The following is a 22,531-nucleotide window of genomic DNA, read 5'->3' as shown; positions in this document are numbered from 1 at the left end:
GAGATGCTCGCCTGGCGCCGTTCGCGCGCCCCTCGAAGAGACGAATACTCGCTATGTTTGAAAAAATCCTCATTGCCAACCGCGGTGAAATCGCGCTGCGCATCCAGCGCGCGTGCCGCGAGCTCGGCGTCAAGACGGTGGTCGTCTACTCGGAAGCCGACAAGGAAGCCAAGTACGTGCGCCTCGCGGACGAAGCCGTCTGCATCGGCCCGGCTCCGTCGAACCTGAGCTACCTGAACATGCCGGCGCTGATCAGCGCCGCGGAAGTCACCGATGCCGAGGCGATCCACCCCGGCTACGGCTTCCTGTCGGAAAACGCCGATTTCGCGGAGCGCGTCGAGCAGTCGGGCTTCACGTTCATCGGCCCGCGCCCGGAAACGATCCGGATGATGGGCGACAAGGTCACCGCGAAGCAGACGATGATCAAGACCGGCGTGCCGTGCGTGCCGGGCTCGGAAGGCGCGTTGCCGGACGATCCGAAGGAGATCGTCAAGATTGCGCGCGCGATCGGCTATCCGGTCATCATCAAGGCGGCCGGCGGCGGCGGCGGGCGCGGGATGCGCGTCGTGCACACCGAGGCTGCGCTCGTCAACGCGGTCAACATGACCCGCGAGGAAGCCGGCCGTGCGTTCGGCAACCCGCAGGTGTACATGGAGAAGTTCCTCGAGAACCCGCGTCACATCGAGATCCAGGTGCTGTCGGACGCGTACAAGAACGCGATCTGGCTGGGCGAGCGCGACTGCTCGATGCAGCGCCGCCACCAGAAGGTGATCGAGGAAGCGCCGGCGCCCGGCATTCCGCGCCGCCTGATCGACCGCATCGGCGACCGCTGCGCGGACGCCTGCAAGAAGATGGGCTACCTCGGTGCGGGCACGTTCGAATTCCTGTACGAAAACGGCGAGTTCTACTTCATCGAGATGAACACGCGCGTGCAGGTCGAGCACCCGGTATCGGAGCTGATCACGGGCGTCGACATCGTGCAGGAACAGATCCGCATCGCGGCCGGCGAGAAGCTCGCGCTGCGCCAGCGCGACATCCAGTTCCGCGGACATGCGATCGAATGCCGGATCAACGCCGAGGATCCGTTCAAGTTCACGCCGTCGCCGGGCCGGATCACGTCGTGGCATACGCCGGGCGGCCCCGGCGTGCGCGTCGACTCGCATGCCTACAATGGCTATTTCGTGCCGCCGAACTATGATTCGATGATCGGCAAGCTGATCACCTACGGCGCGACGCGCGAGCAGGCGATCCGCCGCATGCGCATCGCGCTGTCGGAAATGGTCGTCGAAGGCATCCAGACCAACATCCCGCTGCACCGCGAGCTGATGATCGACTCGAAGTTCGTCGAAGGCGGCACCAGCATCCACTATCTCGAAAACCGGCTCGCGCAGAAGCAGCAGGTCGCACCGGAAGAAGCGTAAGCATGAGCTATCGCGAACTCGTCGTCGAACTGGCCCGTGAGCATGCGGAGGCGCTGTCCGACGCGCTGCTCGACCTCGGCGCGCTGTCGGTGTCCGTCGAGGACGCCGACGCCGACACGCCCGACGAACAGCCGCTCTTCGGCGAGCCGGGCCTCGTGCCCGACCGCACCGCGTGGCAGCACTCGCGCGTGGTCGCGCTGCTGTCGGCCGACCATGAGCCGGCCGTGCTGCTCGCCGCGGCCGCGAACGAGATCGGCATCGCCGAAACGCCGAAGTTCGTCGTCCGCGAAGTCGAGGAACAGGACTGGGTGCGGCTCACGCAATCGCAGTTCGAGCCGATCCCGATCGGCGAGCGGATCTGGGTCGTGCCGTCGTGGCACGACGCGCCCGATCCCGATGCGCTCGTCCTCGAACTCGATCCGGGCCTCGCATTCGGCACCGGCAGCCACCCCACTACCCGTCTGTGCATGGAGTGGCTCGAACAGTCGGTGAAGCCCGGCCAGTCGGTGCTCGACTACGGCTGCGGCTCGGGCATTCTCGCGATCCTCGCGAAGAAATGCGGGGCGAACCCCGTCATCGGCATCGACATCGATCCGCAAGCCGTCGAATCGGCGCGGCAGAACAGCGAGCGCAACCGTGCGGAAGTCACGTACGGGTTGCCCGACGCATGCCCGGACGGCGAGTTCGACATCGTCGTCGCGAACATCCTGTCGAACCCGCTGAAGCTGATGGCGTCGATGCTCGCATCGAAGGTCAAACCGGGCGGGCGCATCGCGCTGTCGGGCGTGCTCGCACGCCAGGCGGACGAAGTCGCGGCCGTCTACGCGCGCTACGTCGACATCTCGGTCTGGCGTGAACACGAAGGTTGGGTATGCCTCGCCGGAACCCGGCGGGAAAGCCATTAGAATAGCGCTGTCCTTCACTCTGGCCAGCAGGCCGCCCGGCTCGACATGCTTCTTGCGACGCGCTGCCCTCATTGCGAAACCGTCTTCCGGCTGCAGCAGGAACAGCTCTCGCTGCATGACGGGCTCGTGCGCTGCGGCCATTGCCACGAAGTCTTCAACGCGTCCGAATCGCTCGTTCCCGGGCACGCGCCGCAGCCCGAACCGGCCCTGACCGACGCGGCTGCGGCGCCGGACCACGGCGACGCGCATCATCAGGCCCCGCCCGCACGGCTGTTCACCGCCGACGCGCCGGCCGCGTCGCCGTCCCACACCGATTACAAGCCGGAAGGCTGGGACATGTGGGCGCCGTGGCTCGACGCCGGCGTCGATCCGTCGCTGCAGCACAGCGTCGAGACCGTCCGCGTCGAGCCGCTGGTGCCGCTCGCGCTCCCGGCCGCGGAAGCCGGCGTCGTTCATCTGTCGGGCACGCCCGTGCCGTTCCCGTCCCCGACCGAACTCGACGCCGCTTCGACTGGCGTCGAGCAACCGGCCGAACCGCATTCGCAGCCGACGGAACACGACACCGCTGCCTTGCCCGCGCCGATCGAGCGCGACCCGCGCGAGCCGCGCTTCGTCGCCCACCTCCCGTCGGAACCGCAAGCCACGCCCGATGCCGCCGAACCCGCCGGCCACGCGCACTTCGCCGTGCCGGACGACGAACGCGCACCGCGCGAGCCGCGTTTTGCGTTCACGCCGGCGCCGGCCGTCACCGAACCCGAACCCGAACCCGCAACCGGATCCGACGCGTTCCCCCGTCATGATCAGGCCGCGCCCGCGGCGGCAGCCGAGCCGGCGGCACCATTCCCGGCCGCACTGTCCGACGACGACCGCCCGCACTTCGCCGTCACGCGCGAGACGCGCGCGCCGCAGCAGCGCGGGATGCTCGGCGGTTTCTTCGGCGGCCTCGTCGCGGCGGTGCTGGCCGTGCTGCTCGTCACGCAGCTCGCGTGGTGGCAACGCGAAACGCTGATGATCGACTGGCCCGTCACGCAGGGCTGGTTCCGGCAGGCTTGCGCGCCGCTCGGCTGCACGGTCGCGCCGCCGCGCGCGATCGACGGCCTGCGGCTCGACGCGACCGACCTGCGCCAGCTCGACGGGCCGCGCGAACTCGAATTGAAGGTACCGCTGACGAACCGCTACCGCGTCGCGCTCGCGTACCCGTCGCTCGAACTCACGCTGCTCGACGACGCCAATCGCGTCACCGTGCGCCGCGTGCTCGCACCGCGCGACTACGTGCGTCCGGGCACGCCGATCGACGCCGGGCTGCCGCCCGGCACCACGCAGACGATGGTCGTCCGCCTCGAAACGAACGGCACGCCCGCCTCGAATTTCCGCGTCCAGATCTTCTATCCGTGACGCACCGCGGCGCGCGCATGCGCGCCCGTCTCAACCCGCGCGCCTCAAGCGGCGCGCTATTTCGGAGCACGAACATGAGCAAAGTTACGCTGGGTGGCAACCCGATCGATCTCGCCGGCACGTTCCCGGCCGTCGGCGCCCAAGCCGCCGATTTCAAGCTGGTCGGCAAGGACCTCGCCGACCTGTCGCTCGCCAGCTTCGCCGGCAAGCGCAAAGTGCTGAACATCGTGCCGAGCCTCGACACGCCGACCTGCGCGACGTCGACCCGCAAGTTCAACGAAGCCGCGTCGTCGCTCGACAACACGGTCGTGGTCGTCGTGTCCGCCGACCTGCCGTTCGCCGCCACGCGCTTCTGCACGACCGAGGGTCTCGCCAACGTCGTGACGGCCTCGACGTTCCGCACCGGCCGCGCGTTCGCGAACGCGTACGGCGTCGACGTGACGAGCGGCCCGCTGAACGGCCTGACCGCCCGTGCCGTCGTCGTGCTCGACGCGCAGGACAAGGTGATCCACGCGGAACTCGTCGGCGAAATCAAGGACGAGCCGAACTACGATGCAGCGCTCGCCGCACTGAAGTAAGCTTTCTACCGCTTTCCCCTGCCGCGCCGCGCCCTTCGCGCGGCGTTGTCGCGCAGGGTCCCTCATTTCTACAGGAACGCACACCTTGGCTACGCTGATTTGCGGCTCGATCGCCTACGACTCCATCATGACCTTCGAAGGGCGGTTCCGCGAGCACATCCTGCCCGACCAGGTGCACCTCATCAACCTGAGCTTCCTCGTGCCGACGATGCGCCGCGAATTCGGCGGCTGCGCGGGCAACATCGCGTATGCGCTGCACCTGCTGGGCGGCGATGCGCGCATGATGGGGACGATGGGCGCGCTCGACGCGCAGCCGTATCTCGACCGGCTCGACCAGCTCGGCCTGCGCCGCGACCACGTTCGCGTGCTGCCCGATACGTATACGGCGCAGGCGATGATCACGACCGATCTCGACAACAACCAGATCGCCGCGTTCCACCCGGGCGCGATGATGCAGTCGCACCTGAACCATGCGGGCGACGCGCCGGACATCCAGCTCGCGATCGTCGGCCCGGACGGCTTCGACGGGATGGTGCAGCACGTGGAAGAACTGGCCAAGGCCGGTGTGCCGTTCGTGTTCGACCCGGGCCAGGGTCTGCCGCTGTTCGACGGTGCGACGCTGCGCCGCAGCATTGAACTTGCGACCTATGTGGCGGTCAACGACTACGAGGCCAAGCTGGTGAGCGACAAGACGGGATGGTCCGAAGATGAAATCGCCAGCCGGGTCGACGCCCTCGTCATTACGCGTGGCGAGCACGGCGCGACCATCCGCCACAAGCAGGGCACGGAGCAGATTCCTGTCGTACCGGCCGAGCGCATCGCCGATCCGACCGGCTGCGGCGACGCCTTCCGGGGCGGCCTGCTGTACGGCATCGAGCATGGCCTCGACTGGGCGACCACGGGGCGCCTCGCCAGCCTGATGGGCTCGCTCAAGATCGCCCACCAGGGGCCCCAGAGTTACGTACTGACGCGCGCGGAAATCGACGCACGCTTCGAGACTGCATTCGGTTACAGTCTCAAATGAATATTGTGGGAGAGCAAAGATGTTGACGAACAAAACCCTCACGCTCGCGGCCATGCTGACGGCCACGCTGACGCTCGCCGGCTGCTTCACGGCACCCGGTTCCGCCGATGTCTATAGCGTCGGCCAGGCGCAGCGCGAACAGACGGTCCGCATGGGCACGGTCGAAAGCGTCCGCGCGGTACGCATCCAGTCCGACGGCGGCGGCAGCGCGATCGGCACGCTCGGCGGCGGCGCACTCGGCGCGGTCGCAGGCAGCGCGATCGGCGGCGGCAAGGGCTCGATCCTGACGGCGATCGCGGGCGGCCTCGTCGGCGCGGTCGCGGGTAACGCCGTGGGCGAAAACCTCAGCACGGCGAACGGTGTCGAAATCACCGTGCGCCTCGACAACGGCGATCTGCGCTCGATCACGCAGGCGGCCAGCGGCGAAGCGTTCCGTGCAGGCGAGCGCGTACGACTGCTGTCGAGCGGCGGCGTCACGCGCGTCACGCACTAACCGGTATCCTCAGCACGCGGCGCAAGCCGCGGTCGAACGCATGTGCGACGCTGCACATGCGTTTTTTTTCGTCCGTACTCGCCGCAGCCAGCACCTCGGCGAGTACGGACGAAAAAAATCCCGCCACCTGAGCCAGATGGCGGGACTGATTGAGTAGCGCTACTCAACCCGCGGACACCACGTGAGTGTCCGGGTGGTGCTGGTCAGCCGCGATTACGGACGGCTGCCGGTCGGGAACGGCCATGCCGCTGCCGGGTTGAGCGCGGTCTTCACGCCCGATGCCGGCGCAACCGATGCGGTCGACGCGGTCGTTGCCGGCGCAGCCTTCTTCACGACGGCCTTCTTCGGTGCAGCAGCCTTCTTCGCCGGCGCAGCAGCCGCCTTCGCAGGGGCAGCCTTCTTGGCAGGCGCAGCCTTCTTCGCGGCAGCCTTCTTCGCAGGCGCAGCCTTCTTCGCGGCAGCCTTCTTCGCCGGTGCCGCCTTCTTCGCAGCAGCCTTCTTAGCCGGTGCTGCCTTCTTCGCAGCAACCTTCTTCACGGCGACCTTCTTCGCTGCAACTTTCTTCGCAGCAGCCTTCTTCGCCGGTGCCGCCTTCTTCGCAGCAACCTTCTTCACGGCGACTTTCTTTGCTGCGACCTTCTTGGCTGCAACCTTCTTCGTTGCGACCTTCTTGGCTGCGACCTTCTTCGCTGCGGCCTTCTTCGCCGGTGCTGCCTTCTTCGCAGCAACCTTCTTCACGGCGACTTTCTTCGCTGCGACCTTCTTCACTGCAGCGGCCTTCTTCGCCGGAGCAGCAGCCTTCTTCGCAACGGTCTTCTTGGCAGCAACCTTCTTAGCAGCCGGTTTCTTCTTGGCAGTAGCCATGTTGTTCTCCTTCAGGTTCAGATGAGAGTCAGTTCAAACTACACCCTTCGTCAAAACCCGCTTCCCGCGGACGCTGTTCAGGACGTGCGCTTCGAAGCGGGCTATTCATCGGCGTACGCAGATACCGCGCGCTTACGCTAATGAATACGGTATGGCGCGCGTGACCACTCGGCCTCGCGCGCCAAATCAAGTCGGTAGCCGGCGCACCGCGCGCCGCTACCCCTAATCGCTTGATCAAGCGGACCGCCACACGGCCGTCCGCTTTATCCGGAGGGAAGTTTGCCCATCCCACTGAAGGGTTCGCAAAGTGCCTGTCGTATCGTTGGGCCGTTAAGGCACCGGGCATGCTTTGCATCAGGCGTTCTTGCTCCTAAACCTTGGGCCGGGGCCGAGAGGCCGCCGGCTGCTCACATCATGTGACGGGTTCGCTGCTGCGGGTTATTCCCAGGACAGCGCGCCCCCCGTCTGATACTCGATCACACGCGTCTCGAAGAAGTTGCGTTCCTTCTTCAGGTCGATCATCTCGCTCATCCACGGGAACGGGTTTTCCTCGTTCGGGTACAGCGGATCGAGGCCGATCTGCTGGCAACGGCGGTTGCTGATGAAACGCAGGTAGCTCTTGAACATCGACGCGTTCAAACCCAGCACGCCGCGCGGCATCGTGTCTTCGGCGTAGCGGTATTCGAGTTCGACAGCCTGCTTGAACAGCTCGCGGATCTCGGCGCGGAATTCCGCGGTCCAGAGATGCGGATTCTCGAGCTTGATCTGGTTGATCAGGTCGATGCCGAAGTTGCAGTGCATCGACTCGTCGCGCAGGATGTACTGATATTGCTCTGCAGCACCCGTCATCTTGTTCTGGCGGCCGAGTGCGAGGATCTGCGTGAACCCGACATAGAAGAACAGGCCTTCCATGATGCAGGCGAACACGATCAGCGACTTCAGCAGCTTCTGATCCGCTTCGAGCGTGCCGGTCTTGAAGGCCGGGTCCGTCAGCGTGTGGATGAACGGGATCAGGAATTCGTCCTTCGCGCGGATCGACGTGACCTCGTGGTACGCGTTGAAGATCTCGCCTTCGTCGAGACCGAGCGATTCGACAATGTATTGGTACGCGTGCGTGTGGATCGCTTCCTCGAACGCCTGGCGCAGCAGGAACTGCCGGCACTCGGGCGCCGTGATGTGGCGGTACGTGCCGAGCACGATGTTGTTCGCCGCGAGCGAATCGGCCGTCACGAAGAAGCCGAGGTTGCGCTTCACGATGCGGCGCTCGTCCTCGGTCAGACCGTTCGGGTCCTTCCACAGAGCGATGTCGCGGGACATGTTGATTTCCTGCGGCATCCAGTGGTTCGCGCAACCGGCCAGATACTTTTCCCACGCCCACTTGTACTTGAACGGCACCAGCTGATTCACGTCAGTCTGGCCGTTGATGATGCGCTTGTCGGCGACATTGACCCGCGCTTCCGTACCGCCGGCGGGAACAGCCGATGCTTGCGGCGGCACCGCAAGATCGCCTTCGAAAATGTCACGGACCTGATGGGCGGCAGGCGCAGCGGCCTGCATTCCGACAGCCATCCCGGCGGAGGTGCGCAACGCGTTTTGCTGCGCTCCGCTCGCGGGGGTTACGGCAGTCTTCTCGTCATCCCAGTTGAGCATAAATTCTCACCATCAATTTAGAACGGTTTGTACCATCTTTTCCTGAGCGATAAAAGGGTTCGCTCACGAAAAATCCTTTTTTCGATTCGCGTTGCGACCTCGATACAACACTTTGAGCAACGCATCGTCGTTCATGCAGCGCGCGAAGTGAGTTGCGCATGTATCGCGAGGTGCGCCCGACGCATCGAACGCCGATCGAAACGCGACGCCGTCGGGGATGTTTCGATCGCTTGTCACTGCCTGCAACGCAGGTGGCGCGTTACAGATTCCTTATCATTTTTTTAGTTGAGAGCGGCGCACACTTCAACCTCGATCGGTCGTCGTGTGCGCCGCCTTTGCCTGCTTCTCAGGTCAGGCGCACTGCGTTACTGGCACGCTTCGCACTCGTCGAAGCCCGGATCGCCCGGACGCATCGTGCACACCGGACCGTCCGCCTCGACCGGCGCGAGTGCCGGCGCTGCATTGATCGCGCCCGACGACACATCGCCACCCGCCGCACCGAAGCCGCCTGCCGCGCCTTGCGCGCCGCCGCTGCCCGAACCGCCGTTGCCCGCGCCGCCCGTCGGCACGGCGTTCAGCGCGCCGTGTGCGACCGTCGACTTCTCGACGTGCGTCGCCGCCATCGTGCGGAGGTAGTAGGTCGTCTTCAGGCCGCGCAGCCATGCGAGCTTGTAGACCTCGTCGAGCTTCTTGCCCGACGCGCCGCCCATGTAGATGTTCAGCGACTGCGCCTGGTCGATCCACTTCTGGCGACGCGATGCCGCTTCGACCAGCCACGTCGGGTCGACTTCGAACGCGGTCGCGTAGATCGCGCGCAGGTCGGCCGGGATGCGGTCGATGCGCGACAGCATGCCGTCGAAGTACTTCAGGTCGGCGACCATCACTTCGTCCCACAGGCCGCGTTCCTTCAGGTCGCGCACCAGGTACTCGTTCACCACCGTGAATTCGCCCGACAGGTTCGACTTCACGTACAGGTTCTGGAAGGTCGGCTCGATACAGGCCGACACACCGATGATGTTCGAGATCGTCGCCGTCGGCGCGATCGCGACGCAGTTCGAGTTGCGCATGCCGTGCGCGGCGATCCGCGAACGCAGCGTCGTCCAGTCGAGCGACTCCGACGTGTCGACCTCGACGTAGCCGCCGCGCGCTTCCGTCAGCAGCTTCAGCGTGTCCTGCGGAAGGATGCCGCGATCCCACAGCGAGCCGCGGTAGCTCGAGTAGCGGCCGCGCTCTTCGGCCAGCTCGGTCGACGCGTAGTACGCGTAGTAGCAGACCGCCTCCATCGACCGGTCGGCGAACTCGACCGCCGCTTCCGACGCGTACGGCGTGCGCAGCAGGTGCAGGCAGTCCTGGAAGCCCATGATGCCCATGCCGACCGGGCGGTGCTTCAGGTTCGAGTTACGCGCCTTCGGCACCGCGTAATAGTTGATGTCGATCACGTTGTCGAGCATGCGCATCGCGACGCTGATCGTGCGCTTCAGCTTGTCGTGGTCGAGCGCGTAGCTGCCGTCGGCCTGCTTCACCAGGTGGGCGACGAGGTTCACCGAGCCGAGGTTGCACACCGCGATTTCGGTGTCGCTCGTGTTCAGCGTGATTTCCGTGCACAGGTTCGACGAGTGGACGACGCCGACGTGCTGCTGCGGCGAGCGGACGTTGCACGGATCCTTGAACGTGATCCACGGGTGACCCGTCTCGAACAGCATGCCGAGCATCTTGCGCCAGAGCTGCTGCGCCGGGATCTTCTTGAACAGCTTGATCTCGCCGCGCGCGACCTTCTCTTCGTAAGCCGTGTAAGCCTTCTCGAAGTCGGCACCGAACTTGTCGTGCAGGTCCGGGCAGGTCGACGGCGAGAACAGCGTCCAGTCGGCGCCTTCCATCACGCGCTTCATGAACAGGTCGGGAATCCAGTTCGCCGTGTTCATGTCGTGCGTACGGCGACGGTCGTCACCGGTGTTCTTGCGCAGCTCGAGGAACTCCTCGATGTCGAGGTGCCACGATTCGAGGTACGCGCAGACCGCGCCCTTGCGCTTGCCGCCCTGGTTCACCGCGACGGCCGTGTCGTTCACGACCTTCAGGAACGGGACCACGCCTTGCGACTTGCCGTTCGTGCCCTTGATATGCGAGCCGAGTGCGCGCACACGCGTCCAGTCGTTGCCGAGGCCGCCGGCGAACTTCGACAGCAGCGCGTTTTCCTTCAGCGCTTCATAGATGCCGTCGAGATCGTCCGCGACCGTCGTCAGGTAGCACGACGACAGTTGCGAGCGGTGCGTGCCCGAGTTGAACAGCGTCGGCGTCGAGCTCATGAAGTCGAAGCTCGACAGCACGTTGTAGAACTCGATCGCACGCGTTTCGCGGTCGATCTCGTTCAGCGACAAGCCCATCGCGACGCGCATGAAGAATGCCTGCGGCATTTCGATGCGGGTGCCTTCGACGTGCAGGAAGTAGCGGTCGTACAGCGTCTGCAGGCCCAGGTAGCCGAACTGCAGGTCGCGGTTCGCGTCGAGGGCTTCGCCGAGGCGCTTCAGGTCGAACTGCAGCAGCTTGTCGTCGAGCAGGCCGGCGTCGACGCCGCGCTTCAGGAACTGCGGGAAGTATTCCGCGTAGCGGGTCGACATCTCGGCCTGCACGACTTCCTCGCCGAGGATCTCGCGACGGATCGTGTGCAGCAGGATGCGGGCCGTGACCTGGCTGTAGGCCGGGTCCTTCTCGATCATCGTGCGCGCCGCGAGGATCGCCGAGTCGTAGACCTGGCTCATCGGCACGCCGTCGTACAGGTTCTTCACCGTCTCCGCGACGATCGGGTCAGGGTTAACCGCAGCACCGAGGCCGTCGCATGCCGACACGATCAGCGCGCGCAGCGCGTTCAGGTCGAGCGGGCGCGTGACGCCGTTGTCGACGACGTTGATGCCGGTGCTCGACTCGCCGCCCGCTGCCGCTGCGTCCTCGCCCGCATGCTGGCGCTCGAGGTGACGCTTCTCGCGATACAGCACGTACGCACGCGCGACGTTGTGCTCGCCGCCGCGCATCAGCGCGAGTTCGACCTGGTCCTGGATGTCTTCGATATGGAACGTACCGCCGTTCGGGCGGCTGCGCACGAGTGCGCGCACGACGTTGTGCGTCAGCTGTTCGACCTGCTCGCGCACGCGCGCCGAAGCCGCGCCCTGCCCGCCGTTGACGGCCAGGAAAGCCTTGGTCACCGCGATCGCGATCTTCGAGGGTTCGAACGACACCACGCTGCCGTTGCGGCGGATCACCTTGTAGTCGGCGAACGTGGCCTGCGGCGCGAGCGCCTTCGCGCCCTGGTCGGTCCCGCCGAGCGGACGGCTCGAGGCGCTCTCGTACTGGGACGTCGCGTTGTCGGTGGTTTGCATGTGCAAAGCTCCTGGTGTTGGATGGTGCGGAGAGAAAGAACCGCGGATTAAAACGAACGCTGCGCAACGCGGTGCGCGAGCGGTAAGAGGCGAGCGATGCGCCGGGGAAGCCGGTTCGGTCGATGCGCGACAACCTGGCCGGTCGTGTGCTTCGTCATGTCTACCCTGCCCCGTCGATGTTCGCTGCGCTGATCGCGACGCCCGGACCGCCCGGCCTGACGCGCCGCCCTGAGAACCCTGTCCGCCGGCGTTGCCCGCCGGCCGGTGCCGCTCGGGTTTTCCCCTGCGACACACACTATATCTAGTACAGAACTGCTCAACTGGCACCAAGTATAGTGGACATTCGGACGAGGTCAAAACGGATAATTTGCGGTGAAGGTCTTGACATCGCTCACGCGCAGACACGACAAGGCATTGGTCGGAGAAAAAACTTTCTCCGCTCAAAAAACCCCGCGATCAGTGCTGACGGAAAGGAAAGTATTCGGCGGAAAAACCGGCATCGCTCGCGAAGCGTTGCCAATCGAAGTGCGGGCCCGGGTCGGTCTTGCGGCCCGGCGCGACGTCCGAGTGCCCGGCGAATGCGTCGACCGGGTAACGCGCGGCGAGCGCGCGGGACAGCGCGGCGAGCACCGCGTATTGCGCGTCGTCGAACGGCACGTCGTCCGCGCCTTCGAGCTCGATGCCGATCGAGAAGTCGTTGCAGCGCGTCCGGCCGAAGAACTCGGACGAGCCCGCGTGCCACGCGCGCTCGTCGCACGACACGAACTGCACGAGCTCGCCGCCGCGGCGGATCAGGAAATGGGCGGACACGCGCACGCCGCGCAGGTGGCGCTGGTAATACGGGTGCGCATCGCAGTCGAGGCGGTTCAGGAACAGCGACTCGATCGCGTCGCCGCCGAATTCGCCGGGCGGCAGGCTGATGTTGTGGACGACCACGAGCGTCGGCACCGCGCCCGCGGGCCGCCTCTCGAAGTTCGGCGACGGCGCATGGCGCGCTTCGCGCACCCAGCCGTTCGCGTCGACCGACAACGTCGGCGCGTCGCTCATCGCACGTCGCGACCGTTCGCGCGCGCGGCGTGGCGCTGCGCGTGCTCGGCGCTGCAGAAGTAGTCGCCGCCCGCGGCGACCGCTTCGCCCTTCGGCGCATGCACGCCGCATTCGGCGCAGCGCACCATCGGCTCGGGCAGCGATCGCGCGTCGCCGTTCGGCCGCGCGGCTCCGGGGCCGCCGGTGCCGGACGCGCCGTCATAACCGGCGCCGCGGCCGGTGCGCGCCTGCGCATGCTCCTGCGCGTGGCGCAGCTTGCGCGCGAGCCACGAACCCGCGAAGAAGAGAAGGATCAGGAGAAGAATCTGTCGCATCGGAAACCTGCGGTCAAACCACGGAACGGTGCAGCAGCACCTCGAAAACGAACCGGCTGCCGACATACGCGAGCAGCAGCGCGGCGAACGACACGAGCACCCAGCGCGCGGCGCCGCGGCCGCGCCAGCCCGACGTCTTGCGGGCAACCAGCAGGCCGCCGAACATCAGCCACGACAGGATCGCGAACACGGTCTTGTGGTCGAGCCGCAGCGCGCGCGCGTCGATCTGCTCGCTGAACAGGATGCCCGACGCGAGCGTCAGCGTGAGCAGCACGAAGCCGGCGCCGATCAGGCGGAACAGCAGCTTCTCGAGCGTGAGCAGCGGCGGCAGCGTTTCGAGCCAGCTCGCGATCCAGCCCGTCGAGCCGTCGCGCCCGCCGCTGCGCAGCGACTGCAGCCGCCGCTCGACCATCAGCATCAGGATCGCGTGCAGCGCGGCGATCGCGAACAGCCCGTACGCGATGTTCGCAATCAGGAAGTGCAGCTTGAACAGCGGTGCCGCGGCATAAGGAAGCACCCGCACGCCGCCGAACACGAGCGGCAGCAGCGACGCGCCGCACGCGAGCGGCAAGACCAGCAGGCGCAGGCTGTCGAGCGGGAAGAAGAAGCTCTCGATCCAGTAGATGCCGGCGCCGAGCCAGAACATCGCGGACAGCGCGAACGCGAAGCCGAACACCATCGCGTCGTTCGGAAAGATCGTCATGTGGAGCAGTACGCCGTGCGCGACGAGCGCGGCGAACAGCAGCGCGCGGCCGGCCCCGCTCATCCCCGACGCGGCGGACGCGGGAACCGGCACGGCCGGCACGCTCGCGACGAGCGGCGTCGCACCCTGGCGGTGCGTGCGCCAGCCTGCGACGGCGAGGCCGCCGTACAGGAATGCGGTGAGGGCATACAGTACAATATCCATGTTCGAAGTTTACACTAGGCCCCCTTCCCGCGACGGCTCCCTTTGTTCGGTTCCGCCGCGCCTTCGGGCCCCACTGTCCATCGCTCCCCATGCTCGACAATCTCACTCAACGGATGGCGCGCGTCGTCAAGACGCTGCGCGGCGAGGCCCGGCTCACCGAGGCGAACACGCAGGAGATGCTCCGCGAGGTGCGTCTCGCGCTGCTCGAGGCCGACGTTTCGCTGCCCGTCGTCCGCGAATTCATCGCCAAGGTCAAGGAAAAGGCGCTCGGCGAAGAAGTGATCAGCAGCCTGTCGCCGGGCCAGGCGCTCGTCGGCGTGGTCCAGAAGGAACTGACCGCCGTGATCGGCGGCGACTACGAAGGCAAGGCCGCCGAGCTGAACCTCGCGGTCACGCCGCCCGCCGTGATCCTGATGGCCGGCCTGCAGGGCGCGGGCAAGACCACGACCGCCGGCAAGCTCGCGAAGCTGCTGCGCGAGAAGTACAAGAAGAAGGTGCTGACCGTGTCGTGCGACGTGTATCGCCCGGCCGCGATCATGCAGCTGAAAACGGTGAGCGAACAGGTCGGCGCCGACTTCTTCCCGTCCACGCCCGACCAGAAACCCGTCGACATCGCAATTGCGGCCGTCGACTGGGCGAAGCGCCACTACCACGACGTACTGATCGTCGACACGGCCGGCCGCCTCGGTATCGACGAGGCGATGATGCAGGAAATCGCCGCGCTGCACGGCACGCTGAAGCCGGCCGAAACGCTGTTCGTCGTCGACGCGATGCTCGGCCAGGATGCGGTCAACACCGCGAAGGCGTTCAACGACACGCTGCCGCTCACCGGCGTCGTGCTGACCAAGCTCGACGGCGACTCGCGCGGCGGCGCCGCGCTGTCGGTGCGCCACATCACGGGCAAGCCGATCAAGTTCGTCGGCGTCGCCGAGAAGCTCGACGGCCTGGAAGTGTTCCACCCCGACCGGATGGCGAACCGGATCCTCGGCATGGGCGACATCCTCGCGCTCGTCGAGGAGGCACAGCGCGGCGTCGACGTGCAGGCCGCGCAGAAGCTGGCCGACAAGGTCAAGAAAGGCGGCGACTTCGACCTGAACGATTTCCGCGCGCAGATCTCGCAGATGAAGAACATGGGCGGCCTGTCGTCGCTGATGGACAAGCTGCCCGCGCAGTTCCAGCAGGCGGCCGCCGGGGCCGACATGGGCCAGGCCGAAAAGCAGATCCGCCGGATGGAAGGCATCATCAGCTCGATGACGCCGGCCGAGCGCGCCAAACCCGAAATCATCAAGGCGACGCGCAAGCGCCGCATTGCAGCCGGCGCGGGCGTGCCGGTGCAGGAAGTCAACCGGATGCTGAACCAGTACGATCAGATGCGTACGATGATGAAGAAGCTGAAGGGCGGCAACATGCAGAAGATGATGCGCGGCCTGAAGGGCATGATGCCCGGCATGCGCTGATTCCGCCCGCCGGCCGGGCGCGCGGGTTTTTGCTGTAGCGCGCGCCCGCCGTTCTGCTTCATTCTTATTTGTATACCGACTGCCCGCCAGAACACATGAACCGCGAAGAAGCCCTCCACATTTTCAACCACTCCGAAGAGATCGTGTCGGCCGATGCCGTCAACGCGTCGATCTCCAAGATGGCCGACGCGATCCGCGCCGAGATCGGCGACGCGTTCCCGCTCGTTCTCTCGGTGATGGGCGGCGCCGCGGTGTTTACCGGGATGCTGCTGCCGCATCTCGATTTCCCGCTCGAATTCGACTACATCCACCTGACCCGCTACCGCAACACGACGCAGGGCAGCCCGGAAATGCACTGGCGCGTCGCGCCGCGCGAATCGGTGAAGGACCGGATCGTGCTCGTGCTCGACGACATCCTCGACGAGGGCGAGACGATGGCCGCGATCCGCGACCGGATCCTCGACATGGGCGCGCAGCGCTTCATGTCGGCCGTGCTGTGCGAGAAGACGCTCGCGAAGGCGAAGCCGCTGCACCCCGACTTCTGCGGCTTCTCGGTGCCGGACCGCTACGTGTTCGGCTGCGGGATGGACGCAAAGGGCTACTGGCGCAACCTGCCGACGATCCGCGCGCTGACCGCCGACGTCTGATCGCCGCCCTGCCGGCCCCATAAGAAAAGCGGCGCGCCGGTTTCCCGGCGCGCCGCTTTTTTTCGTGCGTACGCGGCCTGCCCTACAACTGGTGCACGAACGCGCGAATGCCGGCCAGCAGCATCTCGACCGAGATCGCGACGAGCACGAGGCCCATCAGCCGCTCGAACGCCGCGACCGTCCGCTCGCCGAGCCATTGCTGGATCCGCTCGGCCAGCACCAGCGTGATCGCGCAGACGAGCATCGTGACCGTCAGCGCGCCGGCCCACTCGAGCATCTTGCCGGGCGCCTGCGACGTCAGCAGCATCACCGTCGCCAGCGCGGACGGCCCGGCGAGTGCCGGAATCGCGAGCGGCACGATGAACGGTTCGCCGCCCGCGCGCGGATCGCTGCCGAGCGCGCCGTCCGGGTGCGGGAAGATCATCCGCAGCGCGATCAGGAACAGCACGATCCCGCCGCCGAGCCGCAGCGACAGGTCGGTGAGGCTCATCATCCGCAGGAAGCGGTCGCCGACCACCATGAAGAACAGCAGGATCACGAACGCGATCCCCACTTCACGCAGGATCAGCTTCACGCGCCGCTCGCGCGGCACGTCCCGCATCGCCGAAATGAACAGCGGGATGTTGCCGAGCGGATCGGTGATCAGCACCAGGAGCACGGTGGCCGACAGGAACGTGTATTCCATCGTGTCCCCCGGGCGCCGAGCTTAGCGGGCGAGCGCGGCGCGGATCTTCTCCGCGACCGTCGCCGCAGCCGCGTCGGCCGGCAACAGCGTCGCTTCGGCGTCGCGGCGGCCCTGGTACTCGATCTTGCCTTCCTTCAGGCCGCGCTCGCCGATCACCAGGCGATGCGGCACGCCGATCAGTTCCCAGTCGGCGAACATCACGCCCGGGCGCTCGCCGCGGTCGTCGAGGATCACGTCGATGCCGGCCGCGACGAGTTCCGCGTACAGCTTGTCGGCCGTCTCGCGCACCATCTCGCTGCGGTCATAGCCCATCGGACACAGCACGACTTCGAACGGCGCGATCGACTCGGGCCAGATGATGCCCTTGTCGTCGAAGTTCTGTTCGATCGCCGCGCCGAGAATGCGCGTGACGCCGACGCCGTAGCAGCCCATCAGCATCGGCTGCGGCTTGCCCGACTCGTCGAGGAACGTCGCACCCATCGCTTCCGAATACTTGGTGCCGAGCTGGAACACGTGGCCGACCTCGATCCCGCGGCAGATGTCGATCACGCCCTTGCCGTCCGGCGACGCGTCGCCCTTCTTCACGTTGCGCACGTCGGCGACGTCCGGCTCCGGCAGGTCGCGGCCCCAGTTCACGCCGGCGATGTGATAGTCGACCTCGTTCGCGCCGACGACGAAGTCGCTCATGTTCGCGACCGTACGGTCCGCGATCACCTTCACGGGCTTCTTCGTGCCGACCGGGCCGAGGTAGCCCGGCGGCGTGCCGAACCACTCGACGATTTCCTGTTCGGTCGCGAAGCGGTGGTTCTTCAGGCCCGGCAGCTTCGACACCTTGATCTCGTTCAGGTCGTGGTCGCCGCGCAGCATCACCAGCCAGATCGTCGGCTCGGCGCCTTCGTTGTCGGTCGCGAGCACGATCGACTTGATCGTGCGCTCGAGCGGGATCGCCAGCAGTTCGGCAACGGCTTCGCACTTCGCCTTGCCGGGCGTCGCGACCTTTTCCAGCGCTTGCGCCGGCGCCGCGCGTTCGGCGATCAGCGGCAGCGCTTCGGCCGCTTCGATGTTCGCCGCGAAGTCGGAGGTCGGGCAGTAGGCGATCGCGTCCTCACCGGTGTCGGCGATCACGTGGAACTCGTGCGAGAAATTGCCGCCGATCGAGCCGCTGTCGGCCGCGACCGCGCGGAACTCGAGGCCGAGGCGCGTGAAGATGCGCACGTACGCGTCGTACATCTTGCGATACGACTCGTTCAGGCCGGCCGCGTCCTTGTCGAACGAATACGCGTCCTTCATGATGAATTCGCGGCCGCGCATCACGCCGAAGCGCGGACGGATCTCGTCGCGGAACTTCGTCTGGATCTGGTAGAAGTTCACCGGCATCTGCCGGTAGCTCTTGATCTGGTTGCGCGCGATGTCGGTAATGACTTCCTCGTGCGTCGGCCCGATCACGAAGTCGTTGTCCTTGCGGTCCTTGAAGCGCAGCAGCTCGGGGCCGTACTGTTCCCAGCGGCCCGATTCCTGCCACAGCTCGGCAGGCTGCACGGCCGGCATCAGCAGCTCGATGGCGCCCGCCCGGTTCATTTCCTCGCGCACGATCGCCTCGACCTTGCGAATCGAACGCAAGCCGACCGGCAGGTAGTTATAGATGCCGCCGGCGACGCGACGGATCATGCCGGCGCGGACCATCAGCTTGTGGCTGACGATCTCCGCGTCGGCGGGAGCTTCTTTCAGGGTGCCGATAAAGAAACGGGAAGCTTTCATGCGGACGGTTCCAAAAACGGCGCCCCCAGGCGGGGCGCCCGAAAAAGTTTCAAGGTGAAAAAGCTGCGCGCGACGAACGACGATGGCGCAGATGACGTAGCAGACTAATCAGGGACAATTCAGTCGGTGCACCCCGCGCGGTTTCGCTCCGTCACGGTGCGCAGCGCCCGTTATCTGTTTATAATCAAAGCAATTTTAAAGGATTCGAAGGTGGTTGTATGCTGGATCGTGAAGGCTTTCGCCCGAACGTCGGCATCATCCTCTTGAACGCGCGCAACGAGGTGTTTTGGGGCAAGCGGCTCCGCGAGCATTCCTGGCAGTTTCCTCAAGGTGGGATCAAGTACGGCGAGACCCCCATGCAGGCGATGTACCGGGAACTGCACGAGGAAACGGGCCTGCATCCGGAACACGTCAAGATAATCGGCCGCACTCGCGACTGGTTGCGTTACGAGGTGCCTGACAAGTTCATCAAACGCGAAGTACGCGGTCATTACCGCGGCCAGAAGCAGATCTGGTTCCTGCTGCGGATGGTTGGACGCGATTGCGACATTTGCTTGCGCGCGACCGATCACCCGGAGTTCGATGCGTGGCGCTGGAACGAGTACTGGGTACCGCTCGATGCGGTGATCGAGTTCAAGCGGGATGTCTATCAGTTGGCGCTGACGGAACTGTCGCGCTTCCTGCGCCGCCCGGCGCAGCGAGCCGAGAAGCCGCGCGGGCCGCGAATGTCGCGCTATCCGCGCGTCATTGGCGTACAGGCCCAGCAGACGCTGACGATTGTCGACACATCGGTAGTGTGTTCGGAGATCGAAGTGGAGGCGAGCACGCTCGACGAGATGCCGCCCCACGTGATCGTCGGCAAATGACGAGTCGGACTGCATGACCGGGCGCGACCATGGTGTCGCGCCCTTTTTTTACGAGGAATGCATATTGAAAGCGATTGCTCTCGCGCTCGCATCGATCGCCGCGATGGCTGCCCTGGCCGGCTGCGCGAATTCGAAAGCGCCGTCCAACAAGGATGACAGCGAGTTCGTCTATCTGCTGGACCGCCAGGGGAACTGGAAGGAAAACACGGTCGACACGCTGCCGCCGCTGCCGCAAACGGGCGACCTGCTGCCGTTCAACGTATCGCAGAACACGCCGCTCAAGTTCTTCGTCGACGCGAAGTCGCTCGACGTCGGCTCCGATGGCGTCGTGCGCTACGCGGTCGTCATCACGAGCCCGGCCGGCGCGCGCAACGTGAACTACGAAGGCATCCGCTGCGACACCTACGAATGGCGCCAGTACGCGGGCCTGAACTCGGACCACAACGGCTGGGATCGCACGGTCGAGAACGACTGGCGGCGCATCGAGAACGGCGAACTGAACGCTTACCACTCCGCGCTGTATCAGGACTACTTCTGCTCGAACAAGATGCCGCAAGGCTCGACCCGGCAGATCCTGGAAAACATCCGGTTCCACCGCACCGCGATGACGCAGTTGCGTTGACGGCGCACGGTGCGGGCCCTCCGCATCGCATGCCACTCGAAAAAGCCCGCGTCACGCGGGCTTTTTCATTGGACTGCCTGGACACCCGAAACCTGGCCGGCGATCACACCAGCACGAGGTTGTCGCGATGGATCAGTTCCGGCTCCAGCATGTAGCCGAGCACCGCCTCGATCTCGCCGCTCGGCTTGCGGTGAATCAGCTTCGTTTCCGCGCTGCTGTAGTTCGTGAGCCCGCGCGCCACTTCGCGCCCGTCGGGGCCGACACACGCGATCACCTCGCCGCGCGCGAACGCGCCCTGCACGTCGATCACGCCGATCGGCAGCAGGCTCTTGCCGCCGGCCGTCAGCTTTTCGACCGCGCCGGCGTCGATCACGACATGGCCGCGCACCTGCAGATGGTCGGCCATCCATTGCTTGCGCGCCGCCATCCGCGCGGTACGCGCGATCAGCTGGGTGCCGATCGCCTCGCCGGCCGCCAGGCGCACGAGCACGTCGGCCTCCCGGCCGCTCGCGATCACGGTGTTCGCGCCGCTGTGTGCCGCACGCTTCGCCGCGAGGATCTTCGTCAGCATCCCGCCGCGACCGAGGCTCGAACCGGCGCCGCCGGCCATCGCCTCGAGCTCCGGCGCGCCCGCATTGGCCTCGGCGACGAGCGTCGCGTTCGGGTCCTTGCGCGGATCGGCCGTGAACAGCCCGGTCTGGTCGGTCAGGATGATCAGCGCATCGCCTTCGATCAGGTTCGCGACGAGCGCGCCGAGCGTGTCGTTGTCGCCGAACTTGATTTCGTCGGTGACGACCGTGTCGTTCTCGTTGATGATCGGCACGACGCCGAGCCGCAGCAGCGTGAGCAGCGTCGAGCGCGCATTCAGGTAGCGCTCGCGATCGGCCAGGTCGGCGTGCGTGAGCAGGATCTGCGCGGTGCGGATGTCGTGCTCGGTGAAGCGGCTCTCATAGACCTGCGCGAGCCCCATCTGGCCGACCGCCGCGGCGGCCTGCAACTCGTCGATTTCGCGCGGCCGCTTGCTCCAGCCGAGGCGCTGCATCCCTTCCGCGATCGCGCCCGAACTGACGAGCACGACCTCCTTGCCCTGCGCGCGCAATGCGGCGATCTGGGCTGCCCAGCGGCCGATTGCAGCATGATCGAGCCCCTTGCCGTCGTTGGTCACGAGGCTGGAACCCACCTTCACCACCAATCGCTTCGAATCCGCGATGATCGAACGCATCCTGCACTGTCTCCTGTATCTGATGCCTGCCCGGCAGGGCGCGATTGAACGCCGACGCCGGGCGGCACGCCCGGCGCGTTCCGGAACCGCTCAGGCGTCGTCGCCCGGCGCCGCACCGCCGTTCGCCGGCGGCGCATCGCGGAAACGCACGTCCGCCGCGAGATCTTCCGCTTCCGCCGCACGGTGTGCGTCCGAATGCTCGGACAGGTAATCGTAGATCGCGTAGCACAGCGCTTCGCAGCCCTGGCCCGTCAACGCCGAAATCTCGAACACGGGGCCGTCCCAGCCAAAACGGTCGAGGAAATCGGCGACGCGCGCCTCGCGCTCGTCTTCCGGCACCATGTCGAGCTTGTTGAGCACGAGCCAGCGCGGCTTTTCGTACAGCGCTTCGTCGTACTTGCGCAGCTCGCCGACGATCGCGGTGGCTTCCGCGACCGGATCGACGCTTTCGTCGAACGGCGCCAGATCGACCAGATGCAGCAGCACGCCGGTGCGCTGCAGGTGGCGCAGGAACTGATGCCCGAGGCCCGCGCCTTCGGCCGCGCCCTCGATCAGCCCCGGGATGTCGGCGATCACAAAGCTCTTGCTCGGGCCGACCCGCACCACGCCGAGGTTCGGCGCAAGCGTCGTGAACGGGTAGTCGGCGATCTTCGGCCGCGCGTTCGACACCGACGAGATGAACGTCGACTTGCCCGCGTTCGGCATGCCGAGCAGACCGACGTCGGCGAGCACCTTCAGCTCGAGCTTCAGCATGCGCCGCTCGCCCGGCTTGCCGTCCGTCTTCTGGCGCGGCGCACGGTTCGTGCTCGATTTGAAATGCAGGTTGCCGAGCCCGCCGGCACCACCCTGGGCAAGCATCACCTGCTGGTCGTGCTCGGTCAGGTCGGCGATCAGCTCGCCGGTATCCATGTCGCTGATGATCGTGCCGACCGGCATGCGCAGCGTAACGTCGTCGCCGCCCTTGCCGTAGCAATCCGAGCCGCGACCGTTTTCGCCATTGCGCGCGAGATGCTTCTTCGCGTATCGGTAGTCGATCAGCGTATTGATGTTGCGGTCGGCGATCGCGTAGACGCTGCCGCCCCGGCCGCCGTCGCCGCCGTCCGGCCCGCCGAACGGGACGAACTTCTCGCGGCGCATCGACGCGCTGCCATCACCCCCGTCTCCGGCGATGACTTCGATTCGTGCTTCGTCAATGAACTTCATTCGTCACTCCGCCCAGTATTTCCGCTATTGTGCCGCGCGCCGGCACGCTTGAACAATCTGCCGTTCGGCCGATCGTACGCCGGTTGCGCGAGGGTCGCCGGC

At 66.0% G+C, this 22,531-nt stretch carries 21 protein-coding genes; 10 read left to right on the top strand and 11 right to left on the bottom strand.

Going from position 1 to position 22,531, the window contains the following annotated elements; genetic code table 11:
* The first annotated feature begins 53 nt into the window (after positions 1-53).
* The 6 genes from accC to WJ12_RS02620 all read left to right on the top strand — a co-directional run bounded on the left by accC (position 54) and on the right by WJ12_RS02620 (position 5,816).
* Positions 54-1,421, top strand: coding sequence for an acetyl-CoA carboxylase biotin carboxylase subunit (gene accC / locus WJ12_RS02645; protein WP_034186387.1), 1,368 nt, complete (start codon positions 54-56; stop codon positions 1,419-1,421).
* 2 nt (positions 1,422-1,423) lie between these two features.
* Positions 1,424-2,326 carry a 50S ribosomal protein L11 methyltransferase gene (gene prmA, locus WJ12_RS02640; RefSeq protein ID WP_034186386.1) on the top strand — a complete coding sequence of 301 codons (903 nt, stop codon included), beginning with the start codon at positions 1,424-1,426 and terminating at the stop codon, positions 2,324-2,326.
* Between the two features lie 45 nt (positions 2,327-2,371).
* Positions 2,372-3,721 carry a zinc-ribbon and DUF3426 domain-containing protein gene (locus WJ12_RS02635; RefSeq protein ID WP_059558057.1) on the top strand — a complete coding sequence of 450 codons (1,350 nt, stop codon included), beginning with the start codon at positions 2,372-2,374 and terminating at the stop codon, positions 3,719-3,721.
* Positions 3,722-3,795: 74 nt separating this feature from the next.
* Positions 3,796-4,299 (top strand): thiol peroxidase, encoded by a 504-nt coding sequence (gene tpx, locus WJ12_RS02630; RefSeq protein ID WP_034182673.1) that lies wholly within the window; start codon positions 3,796-3,798, stop codon positions 4,297-4,299.
* Positions 4,300-4,384: 85 nt separating this feature from the next.
* Entirely contained in the window at positions 4,385-5,323 is a 939-nt protein-coding gene (locus tag WJ12_RS02625; RefSeq protein ID WP_034186384.1) for a carbohydrate kinase family protein, read from the top strand.
* Positions 5,324-5,342: 19 nt separating this feature from the next.
* Complete coding sequence (locus WJ12_RS02620) at positions 5,343-5,816, top strand: outer membrane lipoprotein (protein ID WP_034186383.1); 474 nt, start codon at positions 5,343-5,345, stop codon at positions 5,814-5,816.
* 213 nt (positions 5,817-6,029) lie between these two features.
* Here the strand turns inward: WJ12_RS02620 and WJ12_RS34260 are convergent, their stop codons facing one another.
* The 7 genes from WJ12_RS34260 to WJ12_RS02590 form a co-directional block, all read right to left on the bottom strand.
* Positions 6,030-6,680, bottom strand: coding sequence for a histone H1-like DNA-binding protein (locus WJ12_RS34260; protein ID WP_034186382.1), 651 nt, complete (start codon positions 6,678-6,680; stop codon positions 6,030-6,032).
* Positions 6,681-6,708: 28 nt separating this feature from the next.
* Positions 6,709-7,035 carry a hypothetical protein gene (locus tag WJ12_RS34255; protein WP_080287729.1) on the bottom strand — a complete coding sequence of 109 codons (327 nt, stop codon included), beginning with the start codon at positions 7,033-7,035 and terminating at the stop codon, positions 6,709-6,711.
* Positions 7,036-7,118: 83 nt separating this feature from the next.
* A complete protein-coding gene (locus WJ12_RS02610; RefSeq protein WP_034186381.1) occupies positions 7,119-8,330 on the bottom strand; it encodes a ribonucleotide-diphosphate reductase subunit beta in 1,212 nt (403 codons plus the stop codon).
* 365 nt (positions 8,331-8,695) lie between these two features.
* Positions 8,696-11,701, bottom strand: coding sequence for a ribonucleoside-diphosphate reductase subunit alpha (locus WJ12_RS02605; protein WP_059558061.1), 3,006 nt, complete (start codon positions 11,699-11,701; stop codon positions 8,696-8,698).
* A 456-nt stretch (positions 11,702-12,157) separates the two neighbouring features.
* Positions 12,158-12,748: a 1,6-anhydro-N-acetylmuramyl-L-alanine amidase AmpD gene (gene ampD / locus WJ12_RS02600; RefSeq protein WP_034186379.1), complete on the bottom strand. Its 591-nt coding sequence runs from the start codon at positions 12,746-12,748 to the stop codon at positions 12,158-12,160.
* Positions 12,745-13,062, bottom strand: a complete 318-nt coding sequence (locus WJ12_RS02595; RefSeq protein WP_059558063.1) for a PP0621 family protein — start codon at positions 13,060-13,062, stop codon at positions 12,745-12,747. Before WJ12_RS02595 ends, ampD begins: the two co-directional genes overlap by 4 nt.
* A gap of 13 nt (positions 13,063-13,075) precedes the next feature.
* Positions 13,076-13,969 carry a cytochrome C assembly family protein gene (locus WJ12_RS02590; RefSeq protein ID WP_034186377.1) on the bottom strand — a complete coding sequence of 298 codons (894 nt, stop codon included), beginning with the start codon at positions 13,967-13,969 and terminating at the stop codon, positions 13,076-13,078.
* An 89-nt stretch (positions 13,970-14,058) separates the two neighbouring features.
* On the opposite strand from WJ12_RS02590, the gene ffh reads away from it, so the two are divergent.
* Together ffh and WJ12_RS02580 are read left to right on the top strand one after the other, a co-directional pair.
* Entirely contained in the window at positions 14,059-15,426 is a 1,368-nt protein-coding gene (ffh, locus tag WJ12_RS02585; protein WP_034186376.1) for a signal recognition particle protein, read from the top strand.
* A 95-nt stretch (positions 15,427-15,521) separates the two neighbouring features.
* Complete coding sequence (locus WJ12_RS02580) at positions 15,522-16,073, top strand: hypoxanthine-guanine phosphoribosyltransferase (protein ID WP_034186375.1); 552 nt, start codon at positions 15,522-15,524, stop codon at positions 16,071-16,073.
* 82 nt (positions 16,074-16,155) lie between these two features.
* Here the strand turns inward: WJ12_RS02580 and WJ12_RS02575 are convergent, their stop codons facing one another.
* Both WJ12_RS02575 and WJ12_RS02570 read right to left on the bottom strand, forming a co-directional pair.
* Positions 16,156-16,758 carry a MarC family protein gene (locus WJ12_RS02575; protein WP_034186374.1) on the bottom strand — a complete coding sequence of 201 codons (603 nt, stop codon included), beginning with the start codon at positions 16,756-16,758 and terminating at the stop codon, positions 16,156-16,158.
* 21 nt (positions 16,759-16,779) lie between these two features.
* Complete coding sequence (locus WJ12_RS02570) at positions 16,780-18,516, bottom strand: proline--tRNA ligase (RefSeq protein ID WP_049030429.1); 1,737 nt, start codon at positions 18,514-18,516, stop codon at positions 16,780-16,782.
* 218 nt (positions 18,517-18,734) lie between these two features.
* Here WJ12_RS02570 and WJ12_RS02565 point away from each other — a divergent pair, with 218 nt between their 5' ends.
* Entirely contained in the window at positions 18,735-19,382 is a 648-nt protein-coding gene (locus tag WJ12_RS02565; protein ID WP_034186372.1) for an RNA pyrophosphohydrolase, read from the top strand.
* A gap of 13 nt (positions 19,383-19,395) precedes the next feature.
* Positions 19,396-20,004 (top strand): CNP1-like family protein, encoded by a 609-nt coding sequence (locus tag WJ12_RS02560; protein ID WP_034186371.1) that lies wholly within the window; start codon positions 19,396-19,398, stop codon positions 20,002-20,004.
* A 103-nt stretch (positions 20,005-20,107) separates the two neighbouring features.
* Here WJ12_RS02560 and proB read toward each other — a convergent pair whose 3' ends face one another.
* Together proB and obgE are read right to left on the bottom strand one after the other, a co-directional pair.
* On the bottom strand, positions 20,108-21,226 hold the full coding sequence (proB, locus tag WJ12_RS02555) for a glutamate 5-kinase (RefSeq protein WP_034186370.1): 1,119 nt from the start codon (positions 21,224-21,226) through the stop codon (positions 20,108-20,110).
* A 90-nt stretch (positions 21,227-21,316) separates the two neighbouring features.
* Positions 21,317-22,429 carry a GTPase ObgE gene (obgE, locus tag WJ12_RS02550; RefSeq protein ID WP_034186369.1) on the bottom strand — a complete coding sequence of 371 codons (1,113 nt, stop codon included), beginning with the start codon at positions 22,427-22,429 and terminating at the stop codon, positions 21,317-21,319.
* Positions 22,430-22,531: the final 102 nt, after the last annotated feature.

This window comes from Burkholderia seminalis (assembly GCF_001718535.1).
Classification (GTDB): domain Bacteria; phylum Pseudomonadota; class Gammaproteobacteria; order Burkholderiales; family Burkholderiaceae; genus Burkholderia; species Burkholderia seminalis.
Note: the sequence above shows the minus strand (reverse complement) of the source record. Positions and strands in the feature narration are given on the sequence as shown.